The sequence below is a fragment of the Arachidicoccus terrestris genome, from assembly GCF_020042345.1.
In the GTDB taxonomy this organism is placed as follows: Bacteria; Bacteroidota; Bacteroidia; order Chitinophagales; family Chitinophagaceae; genus Arachidicoccus; species Arachidicoccus terrestris.
Genome location: NZ_CP083387.1, coordinates 1,760,411 through 1,786,986 on the forward strand (window position 1 = coordinate 1,760,411; position 26,576 = coordinate 1,786,986).

Below are 26,576 nucleotides of genomic sequence, written 5' to 3' on the forward strand. Positions count from 1 at the left end.
AAGAAATTGCTAAAACCGAACAATAGGTAGTTTTTAACAATCCGAAAACATTGCAAATTAGAAGCTGATAATCAATTGATAATGTTTAATCGACTCCGGATGCTCTAATGGAATCGAGGATTTTATCGCAGACTTCCTCCAGCTGCTCCTTTGTGATGATCAAAGGCGGGCCGATGCGCAGTCCTGAGGGATTAAACAAAAACCAGTCCGCGATCAGCCCCGCTCTAATACAGTGTTCAATCACCTTTTTATTGGTATCAAAATCCTTAAATTCCAGGCAGGCCCAGAGCCCGGCCGTCCGTATTTTTCTGATGGCCGGATGGCGCAAACGCTGTTGTAAGATATGCTCTTTCTCTGGTACCGCTTCAATATAATGACCTTCCAGCAGTACATCTAACGCGGCCAGCCCTGCAGCGCAGCTGACCGGATGCCCCGCAAAGGTGCTGATATGTCCAAGTACCGGATTATAGGTCAATTGCTGCATGAGGTTTCTGTCTGCAATAAAAGCCCCGAGCGGCATGCCGCCACCCAGCGCTTTGGCGACCAACAAAATATCAGGCGTTATCCCATACCCTTCAAAGGCGAACAGATGGCCGGTTCTGCCAAAACCCGCCTGAATTTCATCCAGGATCAATAATGTACCTGTTGCCGTACATTTCTCCCGGATGGCTTTGATCCATTCTGGATCCGGGCTAATGATGCCGGCTTCCGCCTGCACGGTTTCCATGATAACGCAAGCGGTATCCGTATCGATGGAAGCTACTACGGCGGGATCATTGTAGTCATAATGATAAATGCCGGGCAGTAATGGCCTGAAATTTTGCCTGAAATACTCATCACCGATCAGGCTGAGTGCCCCCTGTGTAGATCCGTGATAGCTATTGTTAAAGCAGATCATTTTGGGCCGCCCGGTTACCCTTTTTGCTAGTTTCATGGCTCCCTCAACAGCTTCCGCACCACTATTGGTGAAAAATACACTGTTCAGATGCCCAGGCAGTAGGTCACAGAGCCTTTTGGCATAGCGCACCTGCGGCGCCTCGATAAATTCTCCATAGACGATCAGGTGCATATAGGCTTTCATTTGCTTTTCGATAGCCGATAAGACCCTAGGATGACCATGACCGATATTACAGACACTGAAACCGGAGATCAGATCTATATATGTCTTTCCTTCTGCATCTTTCTGATAAATACCTTCGGCGGAGACCATTTCCAGTGCCATCGGAGCATCTGAAGTCTGGGCCACATGCTGTAAAAATAATTCCCGGTTATTCATTATTGTTGTTTGTTTGCGTAGCTTATTGTGCCTGTTGTGAGTGGCAAAATTACAATTTGTTAACCGAACTGCTTATTAAAGCAGGAATTTAACGGCAATAAGAACAACGTATTGCCCGTTGTGCATCTAGTTTTCTTTTCACCCATAGATAGCACAATAAATTATCTGTTATCTTCGCAGCCTTATGTCAGAATTGATCATTTATACAGACGGCGCATCCAGAGGCAACCCGGGACCGGGAGGTTATGGTATTGTCATGATGTACGGCCAGCATATCAAAGAATTTTCTGCCGGGTTCAGAAAAACCACCAATAACCGCATGGAGCTTTTAGCGGTGGTTATAGCCCTGGAATCACTGACCAGAAAGCAGATTGCTGTGAAGATATATACCGACAGCCAGTACGTCGTCAACAGTGTTGAGAAGAGGTGGCTGGATGGCTGGATTCGTAATGATTTTAAAGGCGGCAAAAAAAATAAAGATCTCTGGCTCAGATATGCCGCCATCGCCAAAGATTTTACGGTAAGGTTCCATTGGGTGAAAGGTCATGCAGATAACCCCTATAACAACCGTTGTGACGCATTAGCCACTAAGGCTGCCGATAATAAAGGCCAATTAGGGATAGATCATGCATATGAAGCAGAAAATCCCTGATATTTATATAACTCCTGGAAAGAGATTTTGAATTTGACCAGAGAAGGTTACGATTTCCCCTGCACGATAAGGACGATCTCTCCTTTTACACCAGTGGCCACATAATGGTCATGTACCTCTTGCAAGGTCCCCCTTCTGGTTTCCTCATATAACTTTGTAAGTTCCCGGCTGACACTGCAGGGACGATCAGGCCCAAAATAAGTGGCCATTTCTTTCAGGGTCTTTACCAGCCGCATCGGGCTTTCATAAAATACCATGGTCCTGGTCTCTTCGGCCAGTAATTTCATGAGTGTCTGCCGGCCTTTTTTGAGCGGTAAAAACCCCTCAAAGCAGAACCTGTTACAGGGGATACCGCTACTCACCAGCGCTGGCACGAAAGCCGTGGCTCCAGGCAGGGACTCCACGCGGATATTGCGGTGTGCACAGGCCCGTACCAGCAAAAATGCCGGGTCCGAGATCCCCGGCGTACCCGCATCCGTAATAAGTGCAATTTTCTTACCTCCGCTCAGCTGGTCGACCAGCCGGTCTACGATCTTATGCTCGTTATGCATATGATACGCCATCAAAGGCTTCTGAATGCCATAATGGCTCAGCAGTTTACCCGAGGTGCGGGTATCCTCACATAAGATCAGATCTACCTCCTGTAATACTTCAATACTACGCAGAGTGATATCTTTAAGATTGCCGACGGGAGTGGGTACAATATAAAGCATGGTATAGGTAGCATTGACCGAAAGGCGACCTTGGGACACCTTAGCCGATCAACTCGATTTCAAAATATTCCATAACAGGATTGGCCAGCAGTTTGGTGGCCGTGGTCTCCGCGATCTGCTTAGCAGCCTCTTCGCTGGCGGCATCGATTTCCATGGTAATATGCTTACCGATGCGGATATCCTGGACATCATGAATACCCAGGTTATCCAATCCACCCATAACGGCCTTTCCCTGAGGATCTAATAAATCCTTTAAAGGCATCACTTTTATCTGTACATGGTACGTCATAACTAACAAAATTTTGAAGGGCAAAGGTAACCTAAAAATCTGCTATCTGAAAATCAGACCGGCAATTATTCTCAATTAACGCTCGCCACCTTCCCGGTGTACCAGGTCGGGAGAAAATGCCGGAAGGCAAACGCTCCAATAGTCACAAGGCACATCAAAGGGGTTACTGTACCTCACCCTGACTCCTTTAGAGACCCAGATACTCTGGCCGGCGTCCAGTATGATCTCTTCCCCATTAATTTCCAGGCATTTTTTGCCTGCGTTGACCAGGGTCCATTCGTCAAACTCCGGCCATTGAGCGGGTTCTGACCAACCGGCAGGGGCGACCATATGGGCAATGCTGATATCCTTTCTGCCCGTGGATGCTGCGCCAAAATGCTCCTCAATTAACTTCCCGTCCGTTGTCGGCACAATAAACGGGGCTTTTTGAATATAATAGGCAGCCGGTTGTGTCGAGGCCGTTATATCGCTTGCATTCGGCCTATGCGCCAATATAAGTGCCACAACATGCTTATCTATCGGCAGAGACATGCTCTCTTCAGACAGGCAATGCCAATCCACCCATCTAAAAGTCTCCGCATCCTGATCCGGATGCGCCTCAACGGCGCCTTCGAAATCAAAAGGCTCGGTATGGGTATTCAGACAGGAAAGATCGGCGCAATGCACCCAGTAATAGATAGAGATGATCTGATCACCCGGGTCAAAAGCCGACTGCTGATAAAAATCAGTTGTATATAAATGCGCTCCGACTGTGATATCCAGGCCGGTCTCTTCCCTGAATTCTCTTGCCAGGCAATCACGGGTACCTTCTCCCGGTTCCAGTCCGCCACCCGGCAGCTTGGTATAAAACTGCCCTTTGATATACTCATCGCTGACCAGGAGCTTCCCCTGCTGCACCAATACGCCATATACCCGCACATTAAAATGGCTCATTGTCTATTTTACTTTAATGGTTCCTTCGTTTGTTTCGTCCCGTCACGCATTTGCATCATCGCCATTAATTCTTTCATGGTTCTTTGCATGCCATCCGCACTACCGTCCAGAAAGATCATATTGCCTTTTCCATATTCGGCAAAATTCTGAATCGCTTCCGTCCACATACTGAATAAAATCACATTGGTATCCAGATTTGCCTGTTTCATCTGCTCAGCCGCATCACTCATCCCGCGCGCGACTTCTTCTCTGAATAATGCGACCCCCTGTCCTCTCAGCCTGGCAGCTTCCCGCTCGGCCTCCGCAGAGATTTTAATGGCATTCCCATCCGCCTCAGCTGCCTTGGTCTTGGTAATCAGTAAAGCCTGGCCTTCATTTTCAGCAGCCGCCTTCAGGTTATTGCTGGCTACGACTTTACTCATGGATTCCATGATGACCTGGTCAAAGGTGATATCATTGATCTGAAGATCCAGCAGGTGATACCCCCACTCTTCGAGTACCTGATCCACTTCCTGTTTGACCGAACCTACGATCTCACGGCGCAGGGCCAGTATCTCTGCCTGCTTTTTGGTAGCGACATAAGACCTGACATTCCCTTCGATCGTTCTGACCAGCGCCTGCATTAATTCTCTGTCATTAATAAATTTAAAAGCAACTTTTTTGATCGTCTCTGCATCGGCACTCATGACCGCATAGAGCAGCATGGTCTTAAAATAGACATTGGCCTGATCAAAAGTGACCGCCTGAAATTCCATTTCAATAGAGCGGTTCTGAATACTGATCCTTTTATAGATCCTTTCCAGGATGGGAATTTTAAAATTCAGCCCGGCCGGTAAAATACGGCGGTACTTACCAAACATGGTAACAACAGCAATCGTCCCCTGGTTCACGCTGACCAGTCCGCTAAAGATAATAATCACCAGAACCACTAAAAGAACATACAGAGGTATCATATTTTTTTCTGAAAGTTAGGTACTTTTGACCTATGGACAAAATTGCTATTATTGTTGCTGCAGGGTCTGGGACCCGCATGCGGTCCGACCTGCCTAAACAGTTTCTGCCGCTGGCAGGTAAAGCCATTTTATTGCATACGACAGCAGCATTTATCGAGGCCTTTTCAGATATCAGAATCATATGGGTGCTTCCTTCAGATCAGATAACCTATGGCCGGCAATTACTGGAACAGCTGCCTTACAAAACGCAGCTGACCATTACCCCCGGAGGTGGTTCCAGGTTTCACTCTGTTGCCAATGGATTAGCGCTGACCGCGGCCGACAGTATTGTATTCGTACATGACGGCGTTCGCTGTTTAGTAAGCCCTTCACTGATTCAACGCTGTTATCATGCAGCAATGCTGAACGGGTCCGCCATTCCGGTCTGTCCGGCCACAGACAGTATGCGCATGATGATAACAGGGGAAGGTGAGGAGCAGCGATCCAAAGCAATAGACAGAACAGCTGTGAGACTTGTGCAGACGCCGCAGACTTTTAAGAGCAGCTTATTAAAACAGGCTTTTGAGCAGCCCTATCAGACTGGGTTTACCGATGAGGCTTCCGTGTTAGAGGCAATGGGTGAGCAGGTATTTCTGGTAGAGGGCGATCCTGAAAATCTGAAAATTACCCGACCCATCGATCTGATCGTGGCCGAAGCGATTATAAATAAAAGAGCAAGGGCATCCGGTGGCGGCTCACCTTTTGAATAATTTAAGTGGCCATGGCAGGTGATTATAATGGTACAGATAATAGGGTCTCATATCCGCCCCAAAGCTCTCAATAAAGCTTCGGACACCAGGTAGGGCAGAACCCATAAAATCGAATATCCGGCCTGTCCCGGCATATTGACCGATAAGATGATCCAGTGCAAATGCAGATGCGTTTGCATTTCTTCCTTCTTGTGTGACGGCCGTCATAAATTTGTAGATCCTGAAAACATCTTTACCATATAGCCCAAAAAACACTTCTTCCTTGTTTTGAGTCATCACCTTATAGGGAGTAAAATGCGCGGCGCCGAACGGGGTCTGTAATAACGCCGCTAACCGTTTAAAGTCTTCCCGGAGGTCTAAGGGGGTTTTCTTTGCAAGAAAACCCTGGTACCGGGAGATTACTTCCCTGCCGTCTGCCGATACCACACATAAATTTTGATCCTGGGATATCCGGCGGAGCCTTTTTCTGAGTGTCTTATGATACCCGTTATATATATCTACGTATCCCTGATTCAGATCAAGTTCATAATTGGGTTGAGCGCAGGCGCTTCTATCTACTAAAGCTCCATTGTTTTGATTAAAACAGACATCACCATATTTTGCAAAACGATGAATGGTATTAAAAACAGCTTCTTTATGAGAAGGTTGCCAATCCCCCATCAATCCCAATTGTTTTACAAAAGGAAGGCCCGTCATATATTTTATTCCAAACTTACTATTATATATGATCGGCAGCACTGCCTGATAATCGTTCAATACCAGGCCGCCCCAACCGGGTGCCATATAAGAAAGATAATCATGGGCGGCAAAAAAACTGCCATGAGGGTCCGAGAACACACAGTGATCCCATTTGGCTTTATCCAGTTTTATCGCCGGCAGAATGGCTATATCTGTCGAACAAAGGCTTACCATTGTATATCTTTATGCAATCGTTTAGGCATTAGGTTACCCAGACTTATGGAGAAACGGATCCTTTGTCCAAAACCACCCATATCTCCCATTGACTTATAATAATCTCTGTATACCTTACTATAGAACAGCGGAAAATAAATCGTTACCGCTTCTTTTAACACACTGACCTGCACACCGGCGTCATACAGGAACCTGCCGGCGGCAGGATTTTCAGACCACAGATCTCCGTAAGTACCCATATCCGCAAATAACCGGACCGGTAACCGAAAAGGAAGAACAGCAAACGGATTGAGTCCTTCAGGCAGGTCGGTCGTCAGATTGACGGCCGCCAGCCAGCTATCCGTCTGGCCCAGAGGATCCTGCAGATAGGGTGTTGAAACCTTAAAGAACCCGTCCGAAACGGCCATCTGCTGACTCATCCAGCCCTCAAATGCAGAACGTCCTATATAATAATCACTATAGGTAAAATCCTGCGCGCCTGTTGCACCGCTCAGATTAAAAAAATAATCCCTGAGATTAAAAGAACGAAGGACATTCTTTTCCTTCAGATAAAAGAATTTTCCGGCAAATCCACGCAATTGCAGCCCGTTTCCTTTGGCATCATAGTTCAGGAAATATTTACCCGTCAGGCCGGCTCTCAAAAACTGGTCTGTACCCTGCAATTTTAATTGAAGACTATAGGGATACAGCGCCCTGTTATCCATCAAAGCGGCCTTTATTTCTCCGATCGCGGAGGTCGTTTTGTCCAAAAACTGATCATCATTTTCCAACACCCAGCTGTCCCGGCGGAGTATATAAGACTTTGCCGCAATCTTCCATACCTTATCGGTGGTGTGATTATCCGGATACCATTTATACCGGATCGCCGGCACAATACGTAAAAGGCGCATTTTATCTCCCTCATGTACATGGCCCGCCCCATCTGCCCAGCTATTGAAGGCATTAAAAGCATAATAACCGGCATCGACAGAAATTTGCCAGGCATTCGATACATGACGGTCTGTAAAACTTAAGCGACCGATACCGCTCAGGGTATGGTCCCCTGTGCTATACAGGGGAGCAAGCAAAAAATTAAATTTACCGGCCGGCAGCCCATAGTTATGAACCAGTATCCCGGGCATCCATTTATCATAGTTATTATAACCGATAGCCGGACTCAGGGATAAATATCTTTTAGCGTCTGCTTCCTTAAAATTAAACAAAAATGCGGGCTTAACCGGTTTATGACTACTGATCAAGGTGCCACGCCGGGCTGCCGCCATTTGTGCCATCAGGCTGTCAGGTCTTGCCGGCCGCTTGGCTGCAAGCGGCCCGGGCAGTAATTTTTTAAAAAAGCCGGTGGCCGGTGGCTTTGCCGTATCGGCTGCAGATGAATTTTCAGGCAGTACTCCTTTCGCCTGTATGGCAACGGTGGCATGTGCCCCCATCGCCAGCTGAAAGGTATTAAAGTCTGAAGAATCCAAAGTCGCCGCCTCTTGCAGGACACCATCCACCCTGCAGTTCAGCCCTCCGGGTATCGTTAAATGAAGCAGGAGATTGCTTTTCAGCGCCGTGACGCCTGCCGGGAACGCCACCTGAGGGAACCAGTCTTTCAGATAACTCACGGCTTCTTTCTCTACATAACCGATATCAATTAGGCGTGCCGGCAGCTGCAGTAAAAACGGTGTCCGTATCATGACAGAATCACCAGATGCCAATGCGGCAGGCAGCGTAAGTGTAATAAATTCCCCGGTTCCGGCAGGATCCTCCTTTACCAAGACCTGATCCTTTGCAGTAAAATTCAATTCCTTAATATTGCCAAGCTGACTGGTGTCGGCAAAATAGAGTCTTAGATCACGCGCCTGCAGCAGCCTCTCGCTTAACGCTGTGCTGTCACTGCTGTAGCTGTTCGGGTATACCCGAATCTTGACCTGTTTTACCGGAGCAGTGCCGGTATTACGGACATAGATCTTCTCATAGCCCGTAAGGAAGCGCAGGACGCCCGGTGTCTGAGTCAGGCCGCTTTCTGCCTGACCAGAAGCAAATAATTCATAGTGTACCTGCAGGGACGGCGACATATCCGTAACTTCTTTTACCGCCTGTGCCCAGGCAACCCCAGGCTTTATAGCCAGCACGGTCAGACAGCTCATAAAAAATATGCAGAATATGCCTCTTTTCATATAGTAAAATGATGATAGTATTGGTAACGGGACTATTTCCCCTTACCCAAAAATATGATTTTTAATGTATGTAATATAATCTTAAAGTCGATCAAAAGGGATGCATTCTCAATATACATCAGGTCATACTGCATTCTTTCCAGCATTTCCCGGACACTGGACGCGTAACCAAACCGGACCATACCCCAGGAAGTCAACCCCGGTTTCACTTTGAGCAGATATTTATAATAGCGGTTATGTTCCATGATCTGCTCAATAAAGTACGCCCGTTCCGGTCTCGGTCCTACCAGGCTCATTTCCCCCTTGAGGACATTCCAGAACTGAGGCAGTTCATCCAGCCGCCAGCGACGCATTACCCGTCCCCAGGAAGTGATCCGCTTGTCGTCATCATAGGATAACTGAGGGCCGTCTTTCTCGGCCTGTGGGATCATCGATCTAAACTTGTAGATATTAAAGGGTTTGCCTTTAAAGCCGATCCTTTCCTGGGAATAAATGATAGAACCCTTAACGGAAAAATAGGTACGGATGGCAACAAACAGGATGACGGGGCTAAAAACAAGAATACCAATCACAGAAAAGAACTTATCGAGGACCATTTTCAGGTTATACTGCCAATCCACCATTACTGTGGTATTAATGGTAATAAAAGGGGCATTGAGTACATTTGATGTCTTAACAGATCCCTTGATGATATCCATATCCTCTGCAACAATACGAATCAGTACATCGTATTCACTCAGTGCGCTGATCAATGGTTGCATCATTTGAATCTCATCTTCCTCCAGCGCAACAATGACCTGATCAATCCTGTGGGCTTTCATAACGACACTCAGGTCCTCTGCAATACCCAACCATTTGATCTTGCTTTCCAGCGTGGCGGTCACCGGGGAATGCCCAAAACTGGTTGTCAAAAACCCGACAATTCTATATCCCAGGTTCTTATAAAAATCCTCTACAGAATAAAAGGCCTTTAATGCTTTATAGCGGTTGCCGATCAGCAGCGTCGTAAAAAAAAAATCGCCGCTCTTCATTTTTTGTTTGGCCCATTTGAGCTGCAATCCCCTGAGAAAATAAGTCAGGCAGAGCTGCAGCCACCAATAAAGAAAGAATATCTTAAAATGATAGCCATAGCCTTGCTTATCTCTGAGGAACAAGATAAAAAAGATGATCAGGCAGCCAAACAGGGTCTGGAAAAAAGTGACAAAAAATTCGTTGACACGGGACTTTTCAAAAACAGAATACCTGTAAGCGCCGGTAACGGTAAACAGCAGCAGCCAGAAGGTAAATACCAGTAGCGAGCGAATCAACTGGCCGGAGATCAAGAAACGTTCACCCGATATATGCATCTTTTCAGACCGCACCAGGACAATAATCACCCAAACCAGAATAACGGACAGAAAGTCTAATAAAAAATAATAGGTTTTGGCTTTGTTCTTTAATATTAGGGCTTTCTCATTCATGCATGTATAGGTTATGCACGCATGAACTATTTATCCCTGCAGTGCAATAGCATTATTTTTATTGATTTTCTCCAGAATCTTGTGAGCCACTTCCATCGCCAGATAGCCGTCAATCTCACTCACAATAACCGGTTTACCATTTTCAATTGAATTTATAAACGCAGAAAGCTCTTCTTTTATTGCATTGGTTTCTTTGATTTTGGGGTTGGCAATGGCAATGGTCTTTTTCCTGCCTTCGGCTACATCAATATCAAAACTAAAGGCTTCCTGGTCAGCCTCACCTTTCATTTTGATGATTTCAGTCTTTTTCTCCATAAAATCGATTCCGATATAGGCATCCTTCTGGAAAAGCCGGATCTTACGCATTTTTTTCATACTGATACGGCTGGCCGTGAGATTGGCTACACAGCCGTTATTGAACTCAATGCGTACATTGGCAATATCGGGAGTGTCTGTCAAAACGCAGACCCCGCTGGCAGAAATATGTTTCACGTCACTTTTCACAAGGCTGAGGATGATATCCAGATCATGGATCATCAGATCCATGATCACACTCACTTCTGTTCCTCTGGGATTGAACTGTGCCAGGCGGTGTACCTCGATGAACATAGGATTCAGGCTGTAGTTACGGGCGGCTACAAATGCCGGATTAAACCGCTCGACATGTCCGACCTGTACCTTTACATTCGCTTCTTTGATCATCTCTATAAGCCGCTTACCTTCTTCCAGGGTATAAGCCAGGGGTTTTTCCACAAAAACGTGCTTGCCATTCTTAATGGCGAGCTCACACATTTCAAAGTGATGATCGGTTGGTGTCACGATATCCGCAATATCGATAGCTGCTATCAAGCTTTCAGGACTCTCAAACCGCTTCAGGCCATATTTATTCATTACTTCTGCGGCCGCCTGATCACTGGGATCATAAAATCCGACCAGCTGTGCCTTTTCCAGCTCCAGCCAATTATTAATATGAAATTTACCTAAATGCCCCGCTCCAAATACACCCACTCTATACTTATACATGCTCATTTAAAATAAATGCGGTCGCTCCCGCTCATTGCTTTAAAATAATATTCTACCTAAACGTTCCGGCGATTACTTCCTGCGCTTTCCGCCCAATCCCAGCGCTCCCATAATACTGCGGGTGATATAACCTGTAATGGTAACAGCCGCCGTTCTTGCCGCAGATTTGACGATTGGATTACTGAAAAAACCGCCGTCATGCTCTTTCTTTTTATCTTTTGCGGGGGGCTCGGATTGTTCAGCGGCCTGGGCCAGTTTGTCTGTCAGTATCTCATAGGCGCTCTTTTCATCCACTACCGCCTCGTACTTTGCCACGAGCTTGCTGCCGGCAACTACGCCATCGATTTCTTCCGGACTCAGGATGTCCATACGGCTTCTGGGAGAACAAAGCAGGGTATGCACCAAGGGTGTAGGAATTCCCTTTTCATTCAACATGGTTACCAGCGCCTCGCCAATGCCCATCTGGGTCAATAATTCATCTGTTTTATAGAATTCTGTTTCAGGGAAGTTTTCTGCAGCTGTCTTAATGGCTTTTCGATCCTTGGCCGTGAATGCACGTAGTGCATGCTGTACTTTAAGGCCCAGCTGACTCAGTATGGGCGCTGGTACATCCTGTGGATTCTGGGTACAGAAAAAGATCCCAATCCCTTTAGAACGGATAAGTTTGATCACCGTCTCTATTTTTTCCTGCAGTGCATCTGTGGCTTCCTGAAAAAGCAGATGCGCCTCATCGATGAACAGCACCAATTTCGGCAAATCCAGGTCGCCTTCTTCGGGGCTGCTGGCATAAAGCTCATCCAGCATCTGCAACATAAAAGTAGAAAAAAGTTTAGGCCGGTCCTGCAAATCTGTTACTCTAAGAATATTGACCATGCCCTTGCCTTCGCCGGTCTTACGCATCAGGTCCGCCACCTCAAAGCTGGGCTCATCAAAAAAAACATCCGCACCCTGCCCCTGTAGCTCAATCACTTTTCTCAGAATTGTACCCGTAGAGGCGGTGGATATCTTGCCATAAGATTTTTCAATATCATCTTTACCTTCATTACTGGCATACTGCAGTAACTTGATAAAATCCTTTAGTCCGACCAGGGGCAGTTTCTGGTCATCCGCGTATTTGAATATAACAGCCACCAAAGAGCCCTGGGTTTCATTCAGGTCCAGGATCTTACTGAGCAGTATGGGTCCAAATTCGCTGACCGTGGCTCTGAGCCGCACGCCCTTCTCCTTACTAAGTGACAATAATTCTACAGGAAATGCCTTGGGTGTATAATCAAGATCCAACAATTCATAGCGCCCCTTTATCTTATCATTTTCGCTCCCCGGGGCAGCGAGGCCACTCAAATCACCTTTTATATCCATCAGCATTACCGGTACGCCTGCGTCACTGAGAAATTCACTGATGGTCTGTAGCGTTTTGGTCTTACCGGTACCGGTAGCACCGGCAATAAGGCCGTGCCGGTTCATCATTTTCAGCGACAGATTAACGTCTGCCCCTTTAACAGCCTTGCCATCCAACATACCGACGCCTATTTTTACCGAAGCGCCTTTAAACTGGTAACCCTGTTGAATCGTACTTAGAAATTGATCTGCCCCTGCCATATTATCTAATTTTAATCTGATTATCTTTATTGATTAGGCCCCTTACAGCTTGTGCACTTGTGTGGCCCCTACTTCTGTTCCAAAAAACCGTTCAGCCTGCCGGTTAAAGGTGGTTGCCCGTTCAGTCGTATAAAAATCCATTTGTCCCTCTCTGGTAATCCGCTCGGTTAACTCGGAATGTCGCAATAGATAATCTGCAAGGCTATCGGCCACGATCTGACCCTGCGTGATGACCTGAATATCTACCGGCATATATTCTTTTATTTTTTCCAGCAATAATGGATAATGCGTACAGGCAAGTAAAACCGTATCTATGCGAGGTTCTTTTTTAAGTAACAGATCAATATATTTCCGGACAAAATAATCCGTCCCCGGATTGTCCTGTTCCCCGTATTCCACCAGTGGAACCCAGATCGGGCAAGCCTGCTGAAACACACTTACTTCAGGGAAGAACTTCTCGATCTCGAGTAGATAGGATTCTGATTCGACTGTGCCCTGAGTGGCTAGAATTCCTATATTGCCTCCCTCACTCATATCACCAATCACTTCGCTGGTCGGCCGGACAATACCCAGCACCCTGTTATCAGGTGCCAGACCCGGCAAATCTTTTTGCTGGATGGTGCGCAATGCCTTTGCAGAAGCTGTATTACATGCCAGAATTACCAGAGGGCAGCCTTGTTTAAAGAACCACTTAACGGCCTCAAGTGTATATTCATAGATGGTCTCAAAACTTCTGGAACCGTAAGGGGCCCTGGCATTGTCACCCAGATAGATATAATCATAATCCGGCAGCATGGACCGTATTTGCCGTAAAATGGTCAATCCTCCATAGCCGGAGTCAAAAATACCTATTGGATGATTTGCTTGCATGACTCAAATTTAATCAGAACCATGGACTTCCGAAAACAATTTATGCACATTCCGGTATAAAAGCGGCTGTTCAATTATTGATTCGTACGGGCTGCCTGTTTCTTTTTACCGGACAATGTCTTGATCAGTACGGGCAGTAACACCAGATTGGTCAGGGTAGCGACTGCCAAAGTCAAAGAAGTTAACCAGCCCAGGCTTTCCGTCCCGGCAAACTCACTAAAAATAAAGATGATAAACCCGGCCACCAGTACCAGGGAGGTATAAATAATGCTGATACCGGTATGCATAATCGTTTGCTTTAAAGTAGCGTCAATATCATTATTATGCCGGGGCAATTCCTGTTTATAGTTAATTAAAAAACGGATGGTCACATCAATGGCGATCCCCAGCGCCACACTGAAAACCAGCACGGTTGAGGGTTTAATAGAAATGCCCAGCCAGCCCATAACACCTGCCGTCACGATCAGTGGGATCACGTTAGGGATCAGGGAACAAAACAGCATCCGGGTCGATTTAAATAAGTAGAGCATCGCCAGGGCGATCAGAATAAAAGCCCAGAAAATACTCTCCCCTAATCCTTCAACGATATAAGTAGATCCTTCCAGGAAGGTCACGGTAGATCCGGTAAAAGTGACTTTATAGTGAGCCGTGTCAAATAAGTTGTCTGCTTCGTGACGGAAGCTGTCCAGTAAAACCGGCAGCTTTTTCGTACCCACGTCCTTCATATTAACGCTGATCCTGGCTATTTGTTTATTAGAATCAATAAAGCGGCTAACCATACTACTGAGGGCATTTTTCCTGGCATCAGCATCCTTGGATTGCTTATTGATTTCCTGAATGTAACTACCCATAAACGGCACTTCAAACTGGGTCAATACCCCATAATAAGTACTGTCCCCCTCGTAGAAGGCCTGACGTGCGAATTTTAAAGCATTGACAAATGACAAAGGCTTAGCCACATCGGGTTGTGTTGCCAGATAGGCAGAGAACTGGTCAATCTTATCAATGGTGCGCAGGTTACGAAACAGGCCGTTCTTTTTCTTGGCGTCAACGACAATTTCCAGCGGCATTACACCGTTAAAGTTGGATTCAAACCATTTAAGATCCGTATATATCTTATCGGAATGAGGCAGGTCGTCCACCACATGTGAAACGGCTTTCATGCGAAGGGTACCGATTACAGCAGCCACCAGTAAGACAAAAGTCACGCCATACACATACTTCACATGATAGAAGGCCCACTTTTCAATTTTAACCAGTACTCTGGCTAAATATTTGTTATCCAGATAGCGCATATGTACCGCTTTAGGAGCCGGCAGCATACTTAACAGCGATGGGATGAAGATCAGGGAGATTAAAAACAGAACCATAATATTGATCCCGGCTACCACCCCGAACTCTTTCAAAAGGTCACTGCTGGTGAAGGCAAATACAGCAAATCCTATGGCCGCAGCGATATTACAGAACAGGGTGACAATGCCCATCCTGCCGACCATCATAATAATAGATTGGTATTTATTCTGTTTCTCTTTGTAAACTCCATGGTATTTATTGAGAAAGTAGATACAGTTTGGAATACCGATTACAACAATTAAAGGAGGAATCAATGCCGTAAGCAGGGTAATTTTGTAGCCTAATAGCACCATCGTGCCTACACTGAATATGACACCCATAGCGACTACCGCAAGACTCATCAGCATAGCGCTGACGGACCTGAAAAATAACCAGAGTGTGATGGCCGAAAGCAAAAAAGACCCCAACAGAAACCAATTGAGCTCGTGAGCGATCTTATCCCCCACTGAAGTGCGGATAAAAGGCAGGCCGCTCACATGAACATCCAGCCCTGAGACCTTTTCAAAGGCTTCAATAGGTGCCATGATGCCATTAATAATATCAGTTCTTTCTTTGCTATTGATCAGTGTGTCATTGAGTGAAACCGCAATCAGATAAGCATGTTTTTGGTTATTGTAGAGTAGTCCCTGGTAAAACGGCAGATTAAGAAAACGTGCGGCATTACTATCCAACAGGGCCTGATCCTTGTATGGAGGAGAAAAAATATTCTCCGGCTGAAATTTCTGGAGACTGTCAACCTTTTTCAGATCTACCGAGCTGGGTACACTCAAAACACCAGTAACACCACGGGCCGCCTTAATACCATTTTGGAGTACAGTCACCTGATTGAAGATGTCTTTCGTAAAGAACTTATCGGTCTTTATGCCGACAACGACTGTATTGCCGTCACGGCCGAAGGTCTTTAAAAAATGCTGGTAGTCCTGGTACTTTTGATTATCAACGGGTATAGCTTTAGAAAATTCATAGCTCATTTTGATATCCTTGGCCAGATACCCCATAATTAGGGTAGCTATGGCCAGCAAAGATAAAAGCAAAACACGCCATTTAATGATCCACTTCCCCAGTCTATACCACATAGTATAATAATTAAAGTCAAGAATGTTGGCCAGCCCACTGCCGTTACAGCCGGCGGGTGTAAAGTTCGCTAAGAAATGGGAAAATCAGGCCATTTTGCAGCAGCAATTATCGCTTATCGCTTAAAATATTTTTTCAACTTGCCATTAATGTAATAAAGCAGGTCTACCTGCCGCGTATGATTACGCAACCATTTATAAGAAGGCCGGTATTTGTTCATGAACTGTTGCAAGCTATCTCCCTTCAGACCGGTATAGCTATGTACAATGATCGGGTTAAACCGAAAATCCACGTACTTTTCTTCTTCAACCTCCTGAAACAGTCTTAGTGCCCTTTTTTTATTCTGCTGACGGTGGCTAAATATGCGCTCCAGACTAATGCCGATCCCTGCTCCCGTGTTGGCATTATCGAATAAGGGTTTGGCATAGCCAATGGCCTGCTCAAAATAGCGAATCCTGTCCACACTATCTGCCTGGTAGTCCTCATAGCTATAGGAAGATACCGTAACACTCTCCAGTTCGTGCGTTTTAGGTACCATTGTAATATGAAGTGTGTCACTAAGGATAGTGCCCTTAAGCGCAATTTTCTGGCTAAAATAGCCGACTCTCAATAGTGTCAGCGTATCCCCTTCGTGGGCCTTGATTACAAAAAGGCCATGGATGTTCGTATAATCGCTTGTATCCTCATTACCTGTGGATACGTGTACGTCCTGAATCGGAAGCTCCGTGATACTGTCCTTCACATACCCATAAAAATAGGTGTCCTGTCCCCGGACAGTTACCGACAGCAGACAAACAGATATTATCAGTAGTAACCTATACATAGAAGCGCTTTAATCAAGCCTAAAATTACGCAATCCCTGTCAAAACAGATAATAAGGGTGTCATAAGGTTTGTGCAAAAAAAAGAGCCACTCATTGCTGAGTGACTCTCTTTGTATTTTCAATTAAATAGCGGAGCTATTATTTTTGAAGATTTGGGTGTGGAGCAGGTACTGTGCTAGGACCTGACTCAGTAGTAGGCTGAAGATCTACTGTATTTGCATCACCATCGTAACCGTAAGTGAAGATGATACGACCTTCAGAGATACCTTGCTGTTCGATCAGGAAGTTCTTAACAGCATTTACTCTATCCCAGCTTAACTGTTGAGCACGTTTGTTAGAAGCACCGTAACCAACAATTTTCACTTTACAATTAGGATTAGAATTCAACTGAGCAGCTGCAGAAGTCAATGCTGATTGAGCAGCGTCATCCAATTTAATGCTAGAACCACTGAAGTTAACACTTGGTAAGCTTGTGATTGCACATTCAGCCTGAGCTGGCATGCTAGCTAATTTATCACGAAGCTCTTGGCAACAAGCTGGTTCTGGTTCAGTACCAACACCGTCAGCATCAACAGGGAACCAAGACTGAGGAGTCAGCACTTGTTTGTCTCTGCAATCAGGTACACCGTCACCATCTGTATCCAGTGAACGACCATGTGTATCTACAGCGCAACCAGCTGGAGTGTTAGGCTCCTGGTCAAACTGATCAGTAACACCATCGCCATCAGCATCAGGTAATACATCACGAGTCGCTAACTTGTTGTAAGCATAGTTGTTTGGATTAACCCACCACAATGGTTCGATTCTCTTATCGCTGTTACCCAGGTTGAAGTTGAAACGAACTTGAGTAGAGCTTAAAGTAGTGTTACGACCTTGTTTTTGTAAAACCAAACCTGCTAACACATCAGAGTTGTTGAAGAACATAGTGAACTTCTGCTCGATACCGATATTGAATCTTGGAGAAACTTTGAAAGCTACACCCAGACCGGCATCTAAACCGTGACGGTTGATGGTTTTTTCTGATCCAACAGCGTCATCACGTGTTCCGTTTCTTTCAACGCCTGCTGTTTCATACTGTCTGTTCATGTCATCTTTACCCTTAACATCCAGGATACCGTTAGACTGATCTTTGCTTAATTGATCTTTTGCGTAATCCTTGATATCTTTTCTGGAACCACCTGGTAAGCTAGACCAATCATAAATACTTCCATCTTTTTGGAAAGCATTGATTGCTACGTTAGCCATGTTAAAGCTATAACCTACTAAAGCATAAAAGCTTGTTTTAGGATTACCGCGATAGTGACTAAGAGAGTTCAGATCAGCGATCAGGTCTAAGGAAGCCTGCTGGATAAAGGTCTTATAGTTTGCTAAGTAGTTGTTGTTACTTTTACCATAAGCCGCAATGATCTTAGAATTCTTAGTGTCAGATGCATTTCTTGTTCTGTAATCCAGACCAAAGTTGTTAGACGCACCATAACCTAATCTTACAGAGAAAGTGTGACCCAGCGCTTTTCTCAAAGAAATGCTTGCTCCATAACCAAAACGAGGATCGATTGGCGAGAACAGGAAAGAGGGTCCGAGACCAATACCCAGCTCCATCATGTTACGAGGTTTAGCAGGATAAGGGTTTGTGTGGTTTAAGAAACCGTTCTGCTGATCTTCTTTGGTAACGCGCACTTTGTTAGTGCCATCGTAGATCCATGAATCGTCAGCATTGGTGCCGGCAGAGATGCTGGTACCCTGAGTGCTCACAGACTCGCTAGTAGTTGTACTGGTGTCTTGAGCAAAAGCTGCTGTCGAGATAAGGCCTAAAAGACCTAACATCATCGTGTACTTTTTGCTTGCCATAAATTGAGATTTAATTTTTTATTTAATGCTTCCAATGAATATTCGAGAGCAAAAATAGTAATAGTAATTGAAATAGCAAATATTTATTACATTTAATTATCTAATTGTTTACTAAATATAAGTAAATTCCACCTTCAAAGACCGTTTATATTTTATACGAATTTCATTCTTATCCATATTTACATATATCGTGCCAAACCAAACCACTCAACACTATAAATTAAAATTATTAGTTATCTGGTTATAGCTGATATAAAACGTTGAATAGACTATCTTGCTAATGAAAAGTTTATTTTTCCCTTTAAATTTTATAATATTACCTTAGCAAGCCTATTTGACAGGTAACTATTAGTGAAAAAAGCAAATCAACTCATCGCCGCAGAACTCAGCGAGTTTGAGCGTCATTTTAAGGCAGCCGTTAAAAGTAAAGTCCCCTTGCTGGATCGCATCATGCAATATATTGTCAAGCGTAAGGGCAAGCAATTGCGTCCCATGTTTGTCATGCTGAGCGCCCGGCTGGGAGGTGCCGTTAATGAAAAAACTTATCGGGCCGCCTCTTTGGTAGAATTACTGCATACAGCGACGCTGGTACACGATGATGTGGTAGATGATGCCCATGAGCGAAGAGGTTTCTTCTCCATTAATGCGCTGTGGAAAAACAAAGTCGCTGTTTTAGTGGGCGACTATCTTTTATCCAAAGGACTTCTACTGTCCATTAATAATGGGGACTTCCGGATTTTACAGATCTTGTCTACAGCTGTCAAGCAAATGAGCGAAGGGGAGCTGCTGCAAATGGAAAAGTCCAGAAGCCTGAATCTGGATGAGGAAGTTTACTATAATATCATCAAGGGAAAGACCGCCTCTCTGTTATCCTCCGCCTGTGGAGCCGGCGCCTGTTCGACTTTTGGCCAGGAGGAAGATATCCAGCGCCTGGAGTCCTTCGGAGAAAAGGTGGGTATGGCTTTCCAGATCAAAGACGACCTTTTTGATTACGGTGCTGCCAATATCGGTAAACCAACCGGTAATGACATTAAAGAAAAGAAACTTACGCTGCCGTTAATATACACGCTTAACAATACAACTCCCGACATCCGGAGAAAGATTATCTATATTGTCAAGAATCAAAATACCCGCAAGGATAAAATAAAGTATGTCATCGACCGGGTAAGAGAAGCAGGCGGCATTGACTATGCAACAGAAAAAATGAATCAATTCAGAGACGAAGCCCTGGAACTGCTGTTCCACTATCCGGTGTCCGACGTGCGGGACGCCTTAGAAGAATTGGTTAGGTATACCACAGATCGAAAATATTAGCCCTCCATCAAGACTTACTTTGTCGCAATACCATCTTTGTATACGCTATTGCGACAACCATACAGCCCCTAGTTTAACTTTCCAGGTAGAAAGGCGCCAGCTTGCTTTTTAAAGCCGCTGGGATAGCCACCTTCTTCCAACTGACCTTATCCATAAAGAAGAGCCGGATCTTGCCGGTGGTCAGTAACTTTCTGCGTTCATTCAGTATCTCACAGTCAAATATGATTTCATGGTCGGTAGGAAGTTGGCGGATGGTGGTCACGACTGTCAATAATTCATCATAATAGGCAGAACGAAGATATTTTGTTTCCATTGAAACAACCGGCATGGCAACACCTTCTTCTTCCATCTCTTTATAACTGTATCCCAGTTGCCGGATAGCTTCTACCCTTCCTACTTCAAAATACTGCGCATAATTCCCATAATAAACTACGCCCATCTGGTCCGTCTCCGCATACCGGACCCTTATCGTCGTTTCTGATTGATACATTTTTCTGAATTTACTTTTAGGAAGCTCACCGGACTAAAAATATAACGATAAGTTGATCTACCACTTATCCTCTTCCGGGATATCATCCGAAGCCCCTGTATAGCGTGCCCGTAAAGCTACTTTTTGTTTTTGTCTTTCCAAAAGCAGACGGGTAATAATTTCAGCAGGCGGCGCATCTGACTCATCCAACGCCCTCTTCAGCAAACGCTCATCCACATCCACTCTGTACAATATCTGACAGAGCCTGGGGAAATCCGCTTCGAGCAAATGAGCTACGGCCTGTATCAACAAAGCTTCCTTCTCATGAGCATTCTTCCCTTGTATTATAGCAGGTGAATCAAGTAGTTCCAACATCTGTTTTTCATCCATTATCATGACAATTCGCACATTTTTCCGCATTCATGCCACAAAATCCATTCCCTTAGTGGAAATACTAACAAATTTTCTTATTTTGCATTGAAATAATTATAATTTTGTAGCTATGGCAAGAATCAAAACAGACAAAGACATCACAAAAAAAGACGTCATTTTAAATGCAGCGTCTAACCTGTTTCGTCAACGCGGCTATAAAGCTGCCAGTATGCGTGATCTGGCAGAAAAAATCGGCATTGAAGCAGCCAGCCTATACAATCATATCCGCTCTAAGTCTGAGTTGCTGTATGACATCTGCTTTAATACCGCTAATATTTACAACGACTATCTGGAATCTGTAGAGAATTCCAAAGAGCCTTATCTCAAAAAAGTAGAGCTGATCCTGCGCTTTTTGATCAACCAGATGATTGAGAATTTTGACGATGTAGTGGTAGCGGACAGAGAATGGGTACATCTGGAAGATGCATATCTTTCCAGTTATCAGACAATGAAACACAACTATCGTAAACGAATCAATCATATTATCACCAAAGGAATTGAGGCAGGAGAAATTAAAGAAATCAACGTTCCTTCTACCATATGGCTTTTACTGCATGCCATCAATGGTATTGAATCCTGGCACCGTTCTAAAACCCAGATTCCTCCTGAAGAGCTGGAAGAGAATATGATCTCCATTTTGATCGGAGGGATGAAAAAAGTAAATTAATGAGCTTCACCCAATAATTTGGAATCATTTATACCAATAAGCCTTAAAAACGAAGGATCTTTAGCTTGTTAGAGTTGCTTTTAGGTACAAAGCCAAACAATCTTCAATTATTTAACAGTTCACTACAGCCATAAAAGCAGGCAGCGAAATCATAAAGATTCGCTGCCTGCTTTGTATTATACTGCTTTGTCTACTTCAGCCGCTATTTAGGCCGGACCTCCATCTTAGTTTCCCGGCTCTTAACTTCCTTAAATTCTTCTTTCTTGCCGGCAAACAATTTTTCAAAATCTTTCGTATAAGAGATGGACACCCCGTAACGGTTCTGGCGACCAATAGAACCTGCGGAAGCCACCCCCAGACTGCTTCTATTGAAAATGACTGCTCTTAGTTTCCTGTCTCTGGTCAGTATAAACTGAACAGAGATATCCGGCAAAAACTGAAAGCTTCCGTTTTCCATGGCCGCAGCGGAGCTCCCCAGCCCAAAATCCAGGTTAGACCCAAAACTCAATAAGATTTTATCGTTGGCAAGACTCTGATAAAGTTTAAAGTTCACACTCTGACGATCCAGCCTTCCGGAGTTAGTCCCCTGCCCCAGGATACTGGCACTGCTATAGGTGGCGGCACCTACTTCAAACCTCAGTCCCTGGTCTCCGGTCAGCTTGGTCAGCGCATGTGAGAAAAGGTTGTTCAATTCATGCGTTACGAGTGAAGAAATAGTATTCACACCTGCTGAGGCAAAATTAGCTGAATTAGCGCCCGCTTGTCCATAAGGAGCAAAGGCATTGAAGACGATCAGATAAGTAACCTGCTTCAACATCTCATTTTCATCACTTTGCATGCGGTTAATAAATAAGGCAAAATCTGGATCCGATTTAACGGAGCTGCCGGTAGGAAAATCGACTTTGAAGCCGATGTCCGGTTTTAGTAAATGCCCCCTTAGCTCAACAATTACATATACGTCTCCCCTATATCCTCTGATATTATTAAGGCCGGCCTGCCCCTGTACACTAGACTGCGTATTGATCAGATCATTGATGCTGACCTGATGGGCTGTATATTGTGCATCAATATTCAGATTAGCATTATACGGGTCACCTGTCCATTCAATAAAATTGTTGGCCCCTTCGATAAACTGAAAGGGTTTCTTCAGGAAAGTCTGGAAATTAAAATTATAATTTCCTCTGGAGATCACGTATTTGCCTTTCATCGTCATCTCTCCATGAGCTGGCATATAAATCCTGAGGCGGCCATTGCCCGTCGCCGTGATCACATCACCGGTAAGCGGATCTAATATAACATTAATTACCGCCAGGTCATTGGCAGAAAGGTCCATATTAATATTAAGATGCGATTCATGATCCTCTTCTGTTTTTACTTCCTCACCATATTTTTTAAAGACGATAAAGTCCGCGTCACTGCTGGCGGCCGTCGTATTGGTATTAATGCTGATATTTGAAGAGTCGGCCACACTGCCTTTGATATCCATTTGCATATGATCCTCGGTACCCTTCAGCGTAAAACGCGCGTTAGCGATCGCCTTTCCGAAAAACCGCTCGTTATCCGAAGCCTTTGTATTTAATACGAGAATTTTAGGTGAACTCATATCAAAATCAAAACGCATATTCTGAAATCCTTCATGATAGAGTTTCCCCTTGACAGTCCCTCTATTTCCATATACATCCCTCACATTAAATTGTCCAAAATCGATACTACCATCATTGAATACAAAATCTGCAGAATCGATAAAATATTTGACTCTGGTATATATCACATCCAGGCTGGCCGAATCAATATGCGCCTTGCCAAGGAGTTTGATTTTATCAAAGGTGCCTTTTAACTGAATATCTCCAGTGCCCTTTCCGTCAATATGCTCAAATAAGGTTCCCAGGAACTGATTCAGGAAATTAATTTTAGTATCCGTAAGATGCACGTTCAGATCGAGCGGGGAACCAACAGAGTCTTTCAGGTTATAAAATCCGTCCGCCTTAAAATGATAATCCTTATTATCGGCATCCGCCTTTAACGAAATGCGGTCATTTCTCGCAGAATAGAAAGCCGTTGTATTGACGACACCTACAGAGTCTCCGTTTACACGGAACTGTTCCAGCTGCAGTTTTTCAAAGGCACTGAAATCTCCGAAAAAATTGATCATGACGATTGAACCCGTCGCCAGCCCTTCCAGTCTGGGGCTGGAGAAGAATAGCGGTGTAATATCACCGATATTCACTTTGGAAAGATTAAATACCAGATTATTATTGGTCGTATCTCTTCTCCCTTTTTGCGTTTCTACGGTCAGCTCCTGAAATCCCTGTGAAAACTTTACATTTTTAGCCGAGGCGAAATGTTTTCGGATCACGATCTCTCCTTGTTTTTCAAGATCCCATTTCTTATCGTTGAGGACAAAATAGGAGGGCTGAAATTGTATTCTCACACCATCCGACAGATTATCCACCGTGGCTGACAAATTGATCTCATTGATAGTATTATTAGATCCGGTTGTCAGCTGTACCAGGGAATGATCGTTCCTGGAATTAATCAGCAATTTGGAATTGGGGAAAAATGAGCTGTCATTTAGATAAAATTTATCCACCCGGCCTCCAAAATCAATTTTTTCAAAATCTCCTTTTCCCGCCAGATGTGTTCCCCTTAATTTGAACCTTTTGTATTTAAATTCCGGTATCCGGGCATCAAAGTAGAAACTGCCCGAGTCATCCGTATTGACCGCTCCCCGGATCCGGACACTATCAAAGCCATGCAGATTCGTATCGATCAGATTGATATAAGAATCAAAATTCCCTGTTTCAATTTCTACGGTAAAATGTTGGTTTTTGGGTACTTCTTTAGGCGGATTAATAAAAGCAGGATAATACTTATTTAAGAAAGACTGAAAAGTTACCGGCAAATCCAAAATTGAATAAGCACCTGTTACTTTTGCATTGAACTCATTATTTTCTACGCTCAGAACTTTATACTGATTGCTGTCAACACTTGCCCTTAAGGTCAAAGAGTCAAAATTCAGCGGTATACTGTCCTTCATCAGGGAAACGTTAAGCAGTTTGGCAGAACCGACAAAGTCATCGATATTATTCCCTTCAAAATTCAAGTCAAACAACCCGGTGAGATTCATATTCTCCTTGGTCAGATGCGTTTTACGCATGTCCAACCCAATCAGATCACCCAGTACGTTAAATCTTGGTTTTTCTGCATTAAGATCAATTTCCACATTCGATAAGAAAGTAGCATTCGGATCATCAATCTTTAACTCACCCGTAAAATATTTTTTCTGGAAAGTGCCGTTTACATCGATCCCTGTATAGGCATAATGGTTCACCTCCAGACTGTCAAAATGTCCCTTCAGACCGGCCCGCATGGAGTTAAGCGCAAAGGAGCTTCCCTCAAAGCTGCCATTGAAGGCCACATTGCCGAGCGCCTTTGCTTCTATAAATGTTCCGAGATCAAAGGACTTAGTGATAATCGTTCCTTTATAAGCAGGCTCTGATTTTTCCGGAATGGTTAAATTCAGATTAGCCTGTGCCGCCCCCAGTGCAGTGGTCAGATGACCACGGGTGGTAAAATCATAGACTGTTCCGTGAAAGTTACCGCTATAATGCATATCCCCCAGTGCGGCCAGATTCGGGTTTTTAACTTCCTTCAGACGAGGAACAATCGGTAATAATTGATTGTAATTGGTATGCAGGTCCAGCGTATCAAAATCCATAACCGTGTGCTCAATGTCTGGCAAGCCTTTCATGGCCATATCCCCTCTTAGTACCATACCACCATTACCACTGATCAAAAAATTATGCGCTCTAAAGTTGCCGACAGTTCCCTGCAGCGTACCAGATAACTTGAACTGTTTTTTCCAGTCCTTAAGCTCAGGGGCAAAATAGGCTATATCATTGCTACTGACTTCCGCATTTCTAAACCTGGCCGTAATATGTACATTGTCGGTAAAACTTCCCATATCCTCCGTAAAATCCTTAAAGGACATAGCATAGTAGTTTTCCAGATGGCTGTTCCCGGTCTGAATGTCCAGGTCTTTAAATTCCATGATCTGGGGCGTTAATTTAAAGTCCGATTTCAGATGTTTGATGGTAAAACCACTTCTTTCAGTCGTACTTAACTCCATCTTCGCCCGGATCGTATCCTGCACAAAGGATAGCTTACTGGCGGCAATATCCAGATGATTGCATTGTATGTAACGGTCATCAAAATAGGAAACGACCGTATGTGGCCTCATCTTATTGATCAGACCAAAAGTCCCGTTCATCAAATGCAGGCTGTCCAGTTCGATATGCATGCCTGCGGCATTAAAATAAAGGCCACTGTCCGGGCTGCCGGAAGCAGGTGGCGGCGGACGATTACCTTTATATTGTACCAGCTCAAACTTAGGCTTATCTACTTCCAGATAATGCAGCTTAAAGTTCAGTTTATCCAGATCGATTTTATCGGCATCCAGCAGCAGGCGCCCGACATAGACATCCATATTTTCACCTCGCCATCTGTCCTGTTTAAAGTAGCGGACATTTTTAAAATCGATCTTTTTGAGGTCTAATCCGATATGACGGGAAGCGGTGTCTTTCTTAGGGCTGGAAAAGTAATCGATCAGGAACTGAAAATTCCAGACCGAATCGCTCCTGTTCTGATAGAAGGTGGCATCTTCCAGGCCAATATATTTGAGTTCAATATTATTTTTCAGGAAAAACCAGTCACTGATCCTGACCTTCAGGGCGCCTGCGGCCAGCAAAGTGTCTTTTTTCTGATCCTTGATCAAAATATCATCCAGGTCCATCCGGTTGAAGAGGGTAAAACTAACATGCCTGATGCTGACCTCCGTATGCAGATCTTTAGAGAGTCTTGCCGTTACTTTCTTCACCAAAAAGTTTTGTACGGGCTCAGTTTGAATAAGAATCCATACCAACAGTAAAACTGCCAGTATAATCAGAAAAGTTCGTCCAAGTATTTTTAGAAATGTTCTCAGAAAATCCTTGTTTTAAGTGCAAAGGTA

General features: G+C 44.5%; 21 protein-coding genes. 4 read left to right on the forward strand and 17 right to left on the reverse strand.

Translation table 11 applies throughout. The annotated features are described in order from the left end of the window. Nucleotides 1-85: 85 nt before the first annotated feature. Complete coding sequence (locus tag K9M52_RS07140; RefSeq protein ID WP_224071367.1) at nucleotides 86-1,276, reverse strand: aspartate aminotransferase family protein; 1,191 nt, start codon at nucleotides 1,274-1,276, stop codon at nucleotides 86-88. Nucleotides 1,277-1,460: 184 nt separating this feature from the next. On the opposite strand from K9M52_RS07140, the gene rnhA reads away from it, so the two are divergent. Continuing rightward, a complete protein-coding gene (gene rnhA / locus K9M52_RS07145) occupies nucleotides 1,461-1,928 on the forward strand; it encodes a ribonuclease HI (protein ID WP_224071368.1) in 468 nt (155 codons plus the stop codon). Between the two features lie 47 nt (nucleotides 1,929-1,975). Here the strand turns inward: rnhA and rsmI are convergent, their stop codons facing one another. The 4 genes from rsmI to K9M52_RS07165 form a co-directional block, all read right to left on the reverse strand. Then, nucleotides 1,976-2,680, reverse strand: coding sequence for a 16S rRNA (cytidine(1402)-2'-O)-methyltransferase (gene rsmI / locus K9M52_RS07150; RefSeq protein WP_224071369.1), 705 nt, complete (start codon nucleotides 2,678-2,680; stop codon nucleotides 1,976-1,978). A 1-nt stretch (nucleotide 2,681) separates the two neighbouring features. Next, nucleotides 2,682-2,930 carry a phosphoribosylformylglycinamidine synthase subunit PurS gene (gene purS, locus K9M52_RS07155; RefSeq protein WP_224071370.1) on the reverse strand — a complete coding sequence of 83 codons (249 nt, stop codon included), beginning with the start codon at nucleotides 2,928-2,930 and terminating at the stop codon, nucleotides 2,682-2,684. A 75-nt stretch (nucleotides 2,931-3,005) separates the two neighbouring features. Next, nucleotides 3,006-3,863: an NUDIX domain-containing protein gene (locus K9M52_RS07160; RefSeq protein WP_224071371.1), complete on the reverse strand. Its 858-nt coding sequence runs from the start codon at nucleotides 3,861-3,863 to the stop codon at nucleotides 3,006-3,008. An 8-nt stretch (nucleotides 3,864-3,871) separates the two neighbouring features. After that, entirely contained in the window at nucleotides 3,872-4,816 is a 945-nt protein-coding gene (locus K9M52_RS07165) for an SPFH domain-containing protein (RefSeq protein WP_224071372.1), read from the reverse strand. A 32-nt stretch (nucleotides 4,817-4,848) separates the two neighbouring features. On the opposite strand from K9M52_RS07165, the gene K9M52_RS07170 reads away from it, so the two are divergent. Further along, complete coding sequence (locus tag K9M52_RS07170) at nucleotides 4,849-5,565, forward strand: 2-C-methyl-D-erythritol 4-phosphate cytidylyltransferase (RefSeq protein ID WP_224071373.1); 717 nt, start codon at nucleotides 4,849-4,851, stop codon at nucleotides 5,563-5,565. Here K9M52_RS07170 and K9M52_RS07175 read toward each other — a convergent pair. From K9M52_RS07175 to K9M52_RS07215, 9 genes are all read right to left on the reverse strand, one after another. After that, entirely contained in the window at nucleotides 5,551-6,477 is a 927-nt protein-coding gene (locus K9M52_RS07175) for a hypothetical protein (protein WP_224071374.1), read from the reverse strand. The genes K9M52_RS07170 and K9M52_RS07175 overlap by 15 nt on opposite strands. Then, a complete protein-coding gene (locus tag K9M52_RS07180; RefSeq protein ID WP_224071375.1) occupies nucleotides 6,471-8,636 on the reverse strand; it encodes a hypothetical protein in 2,166 nt (721 codons plus the stop codon). The genes K9M52_RS07175 and K9M52_RS07180 overlap by 7 nt, the downstream gene beginning before the upstream one ends. Before the next feature lie 32 nt (nucleotides 8,637-8,668). Next, on the reverse strand, nucleotides 8,669-10,096 hold the full coding sequence (locus K9M52_RS07185) for a sugar transferase (protein WP_224071376.1): 1,428 nt from the start codon (nucleotides 10,094-10,096) through the stop codon (nucleotides 8,669-8,671). A 30-nt stretch (nucleotides 10,097-10,126) separates the two neighbouring features. Continuing rightward, the gene (locus K9M52_RS07190; RefSeq protein ID WP_224071377.1) at nucleotides 10,127-11,119 is read right to left on the reverse strand and encodes a Gfo/Idh/MocA family protein; all 993 of its coding nucleotides are present in this window, start codon (nucleotides 11,117-11,119) and stop codon (nucleotides 10,127-10,129) included. Between the two features lie 72 nt (nucleotides 11,120-11,191). Next, entirely contained in the window at nucleotides 11,192-12,718 is a 1,527-nt protein-coding gene (locus K9M52_RS07195; RefSeq protein ID WP_224071378.1) for a helicase HerA-like domain-containing protein, read from the reverse strand. Nucleotides 12,719-12,760: 42 nt separating this feature from the next. Further along, on the reverse strand, nucleotides 12,761-13,588 hold the full coding sequence (murI, locus tag K9M52_RS07200; RefSeq protein WP_224071379.1) for a glutamate racemase: 828 nt from the start codon (nucleotides 13,586-13,588) through the stop codon (nucleotides 12,761-12,763). A 74-nt stretch (nucleotides 13,589-13,662) separates the two neighbouring features. After that, nucleotides 13,663-16,017: an efflux RND transporter permease subunit gene (locus tag K9M52_RS07205; protein ID WP_224071380.1), complete on the reverse strand. Its 2,355-nt coding sequence runs from the start codon at nucleotides 16,015-16,017 to the stop codon at nucleotides 13,663-13,665. Nucleotides 16,018-16,130: 113 nt separating this feature from the next. Next, nucleotides 16,131-16,838, reverse strand: coding sequence for a peptidase associated/transthyretin-like domain-containing protein (locus K9M52_RS07210; RefSeq protein WP_224071381.1), 708 nt, complete (start codon nucleotides 16,836-16,838; stop codon nucleotides 16,131-16,133). Between the two features lie 138 nt (nucleotides 16,839-16,976). Next, nucleotides 16,977-18,686: an OmpA family protein gene (locus K9M52_RS07215; protein WP_224071382.1), complete on the reverse strand. Its 1,710-nt coding sequence runs from the start codon at nucleotides 18,684-18,686 to the stop codon at nucleotides 16,977-16,979. A gap of 351 nt (nucleotides 18,687-19,037) precedes the next feature. Between K9M52_RS07215 and K9M52_RS07220 the strand changes: the two genes are divergently transcribed. Beyond that, nucleotides 19,038-20,000 (forward strand): polyprenyl synthetase family protein, encoded by a 963-nt coding sequence (locus tag K9M52_RS07220; RefSeq protein WP_224071383.1) that lies wholly within the window; start codon nucleotides 19,038-19,040, stop codon nucleotides 19,998-20,000. 73 nt (nucleotides 20,001-20,073) lie between these two features. On the opposite strand, the gene K9M52_RS07225 is transcribed toward K9M52_RS07220, so the two are convergent. Both K9M52_RS07225 and K9M52_RS07230 read right to left on the reverse strand, forming a co-directional pair. Continuing rightward, the gene (locus tag K9M52_RS07225) at nucleotides 20,074-20,490 is read right to left on the reverse strand and encodes an acyl-CoA thioesterase (protein ID WP_224071384.1); all 417 of its coding nucleotides are present in this window, start codon (nucleotides 20,488-20,490) and stop codon (nucleotides 20,074-20,076) included. Nucleotides 20,491-20,547: 57 nt separating this feature from the next. Then, nucleotides 20,548-20,865, reverse strand: coding sequence for a hypothetical protein (locus K9M52_RS07230; protein WP_224071385.1), 318 nt, complete (start codon nucleotides 20,863-20,865; stop codon nucleotides 20,548-20,550). A 106-nt stretch (nucleotides 20,866-20,971) separates the two neighbouring features. Here K9M52_RS07230 and K9M52_RS07235 point away from each other — a divergent pair, with 106 nt between their 5' ends. Beyond that, a complete protein-coding gene (locus K9M52_RS07235) occupies nucleotides 20,972-21,568 on the forward strand; it encodes a TetR/AcrR family transcriptional regulator (protein WP_091398000.1) in 597 nt (198 codons plus the stop codon). A gap of 202 nt (nucleotides 21,569-21,770) precedes the next feature. Here K9M52_RS07235 and K9M52_RS07240 read toward each other — a convergent pair whose 3' ends face one another. Beyond that, on the reverse strand, nucleotides 21,771-26,444 hold the full coding sequence (locus tag K9M52_RS07240; protein ID WP_224071386.1) for a translocation/assembly module TamB domain-containing protein: 4,674 nt from the start codon (nucleotides 26,442-26,444) through the stop codon (nucleotides 21,771-21,773). Nucleotides 26,445-26,576 lie beyond the last annotated feature (132 nt).

Bases quoted from the DNA above. Each gene is read 5' to 3' on its own strand.
- K9M52_RS07185 (WP_224071376.1), bottom strand. From the start codon at position 10,096: ATGAATGAGAAAGCCCTAATATTAAAGAACAAAGCCAAAACCTATTAT.
- purS (WP_224071370.1), bottom strand. From the start codon at position 2,930: ATGACGTACCATGTACAGATAAAAGTGATGCCTTTAAAGGATTTATTA.
- murI (WP_224071379.1), bottom strand. From the start codon at position 13,588: ATGCAAGCAAATCATCCAATAGGTATTTTTGACTCCGGCTATGGAGGA.
- K9M52_RS07195 (WP_224071378.1), bottom strand. From the start codon at position 12,718: ATGGCAGGGGCAGATCAATTTCTAAGTACGATTCAACAGGGTTACCAG.
- K9M52_RS07205 (WP_224071380.1), bottom strand. From the start codon at position 16,017: ATGTGGTATAGACTGGGGAAGTGGATCATTAAATGGCGTGTTTTGCTT.
- K9M52_RS07165 (WP_224071372.1), bottom strand. From the start codon at position 4,816: ATGATACCTCTGTATGTTCTTTTAGTGGTTCTGGTGATTATTATCTTT.
- K9M52_RS07160 (WP_224071371.1), bottom strand. From the start codon at position 3,863: ATGAGCCATTTTAATGTGCGGGTATATGGCGTATTGGTGCAGCAGGGG.
- K9M52_RS07140 (WP_224071367.1), bottom strand. From the start codon at position 1,276: ATGAATAACCGGGAATTATTTTTACAGCATGTGGCCCAGACTTCAGAT.
- K9M52_RS07175 (WP_224071374.1), bottom strand. From the start codon at position 6,477: ATGGTAAGCCTTTGTTCGACAGATATAGCCATTCTGCCGGCGATAAAA.
- K9M52_RS07170 (WP_224071373.1), top strand. From the start codon at position 4,849: ATGGACAAAATTGCTATTATTGTTGCTGCAGGGTCTGGGACCCGCATG.
- rnhA (WP_224071368.1), top strand. From the start codon at position 1,461: ATGTCAGAATTGATCATTTATACAGACGGCGCATCCAGAGGCAACCCG.
- K9M52_RS07180 (WP_224071375.1), bottom strand. From the start codon at position 8,636: ATGAAAAGAGGCATATTCTGCATATTTTTTATGAGCTGTCTGACCGTG.
- K9M52_RS07230 (WP_224071385.1), bottom strand. From the start codon at position 20,865: ATGATAATGGATGAAAAACAGATGTTGGAACTACTTGATTCACCTGCT.
- K9M52_RS07190 (WP_224071377.1), bottom strand. From the start codon at position 11,119: ATGTATAAGTATAGAGTGGGTGTATTTGGAGCGGGGCATTTAGGTAAA.
- K9M52_RS07210 (WP_224071381.1), bottom strand. From the start codon at position 16,838: ATGTATAGGTTACTACTGATAATATCTGTTTGTCTGCTGTCGGTAACT.
- K9M52_RS07215 (WP_224071382.1), bottom strand. From the start codon at position 18,686: ATGGCAAGCAAAAAGTACACGATGATGTTAGGTCTTTTAGGCCTTATC.
- K9M52_RS07225 (WP_224071384.1), bottom strand. From the start codon at position 20,490: ATGTATCAATCAGAAACGACGATAAGGGTCCGGTATGCGGAGACGGAC.
- K9M52_RS07235 (WP_091398000.1), top strand. From the start codon at position 20,972: ATGGCAAGAATCAAAACAGACAAAGACATCACAAAAAAAGACGTCATT.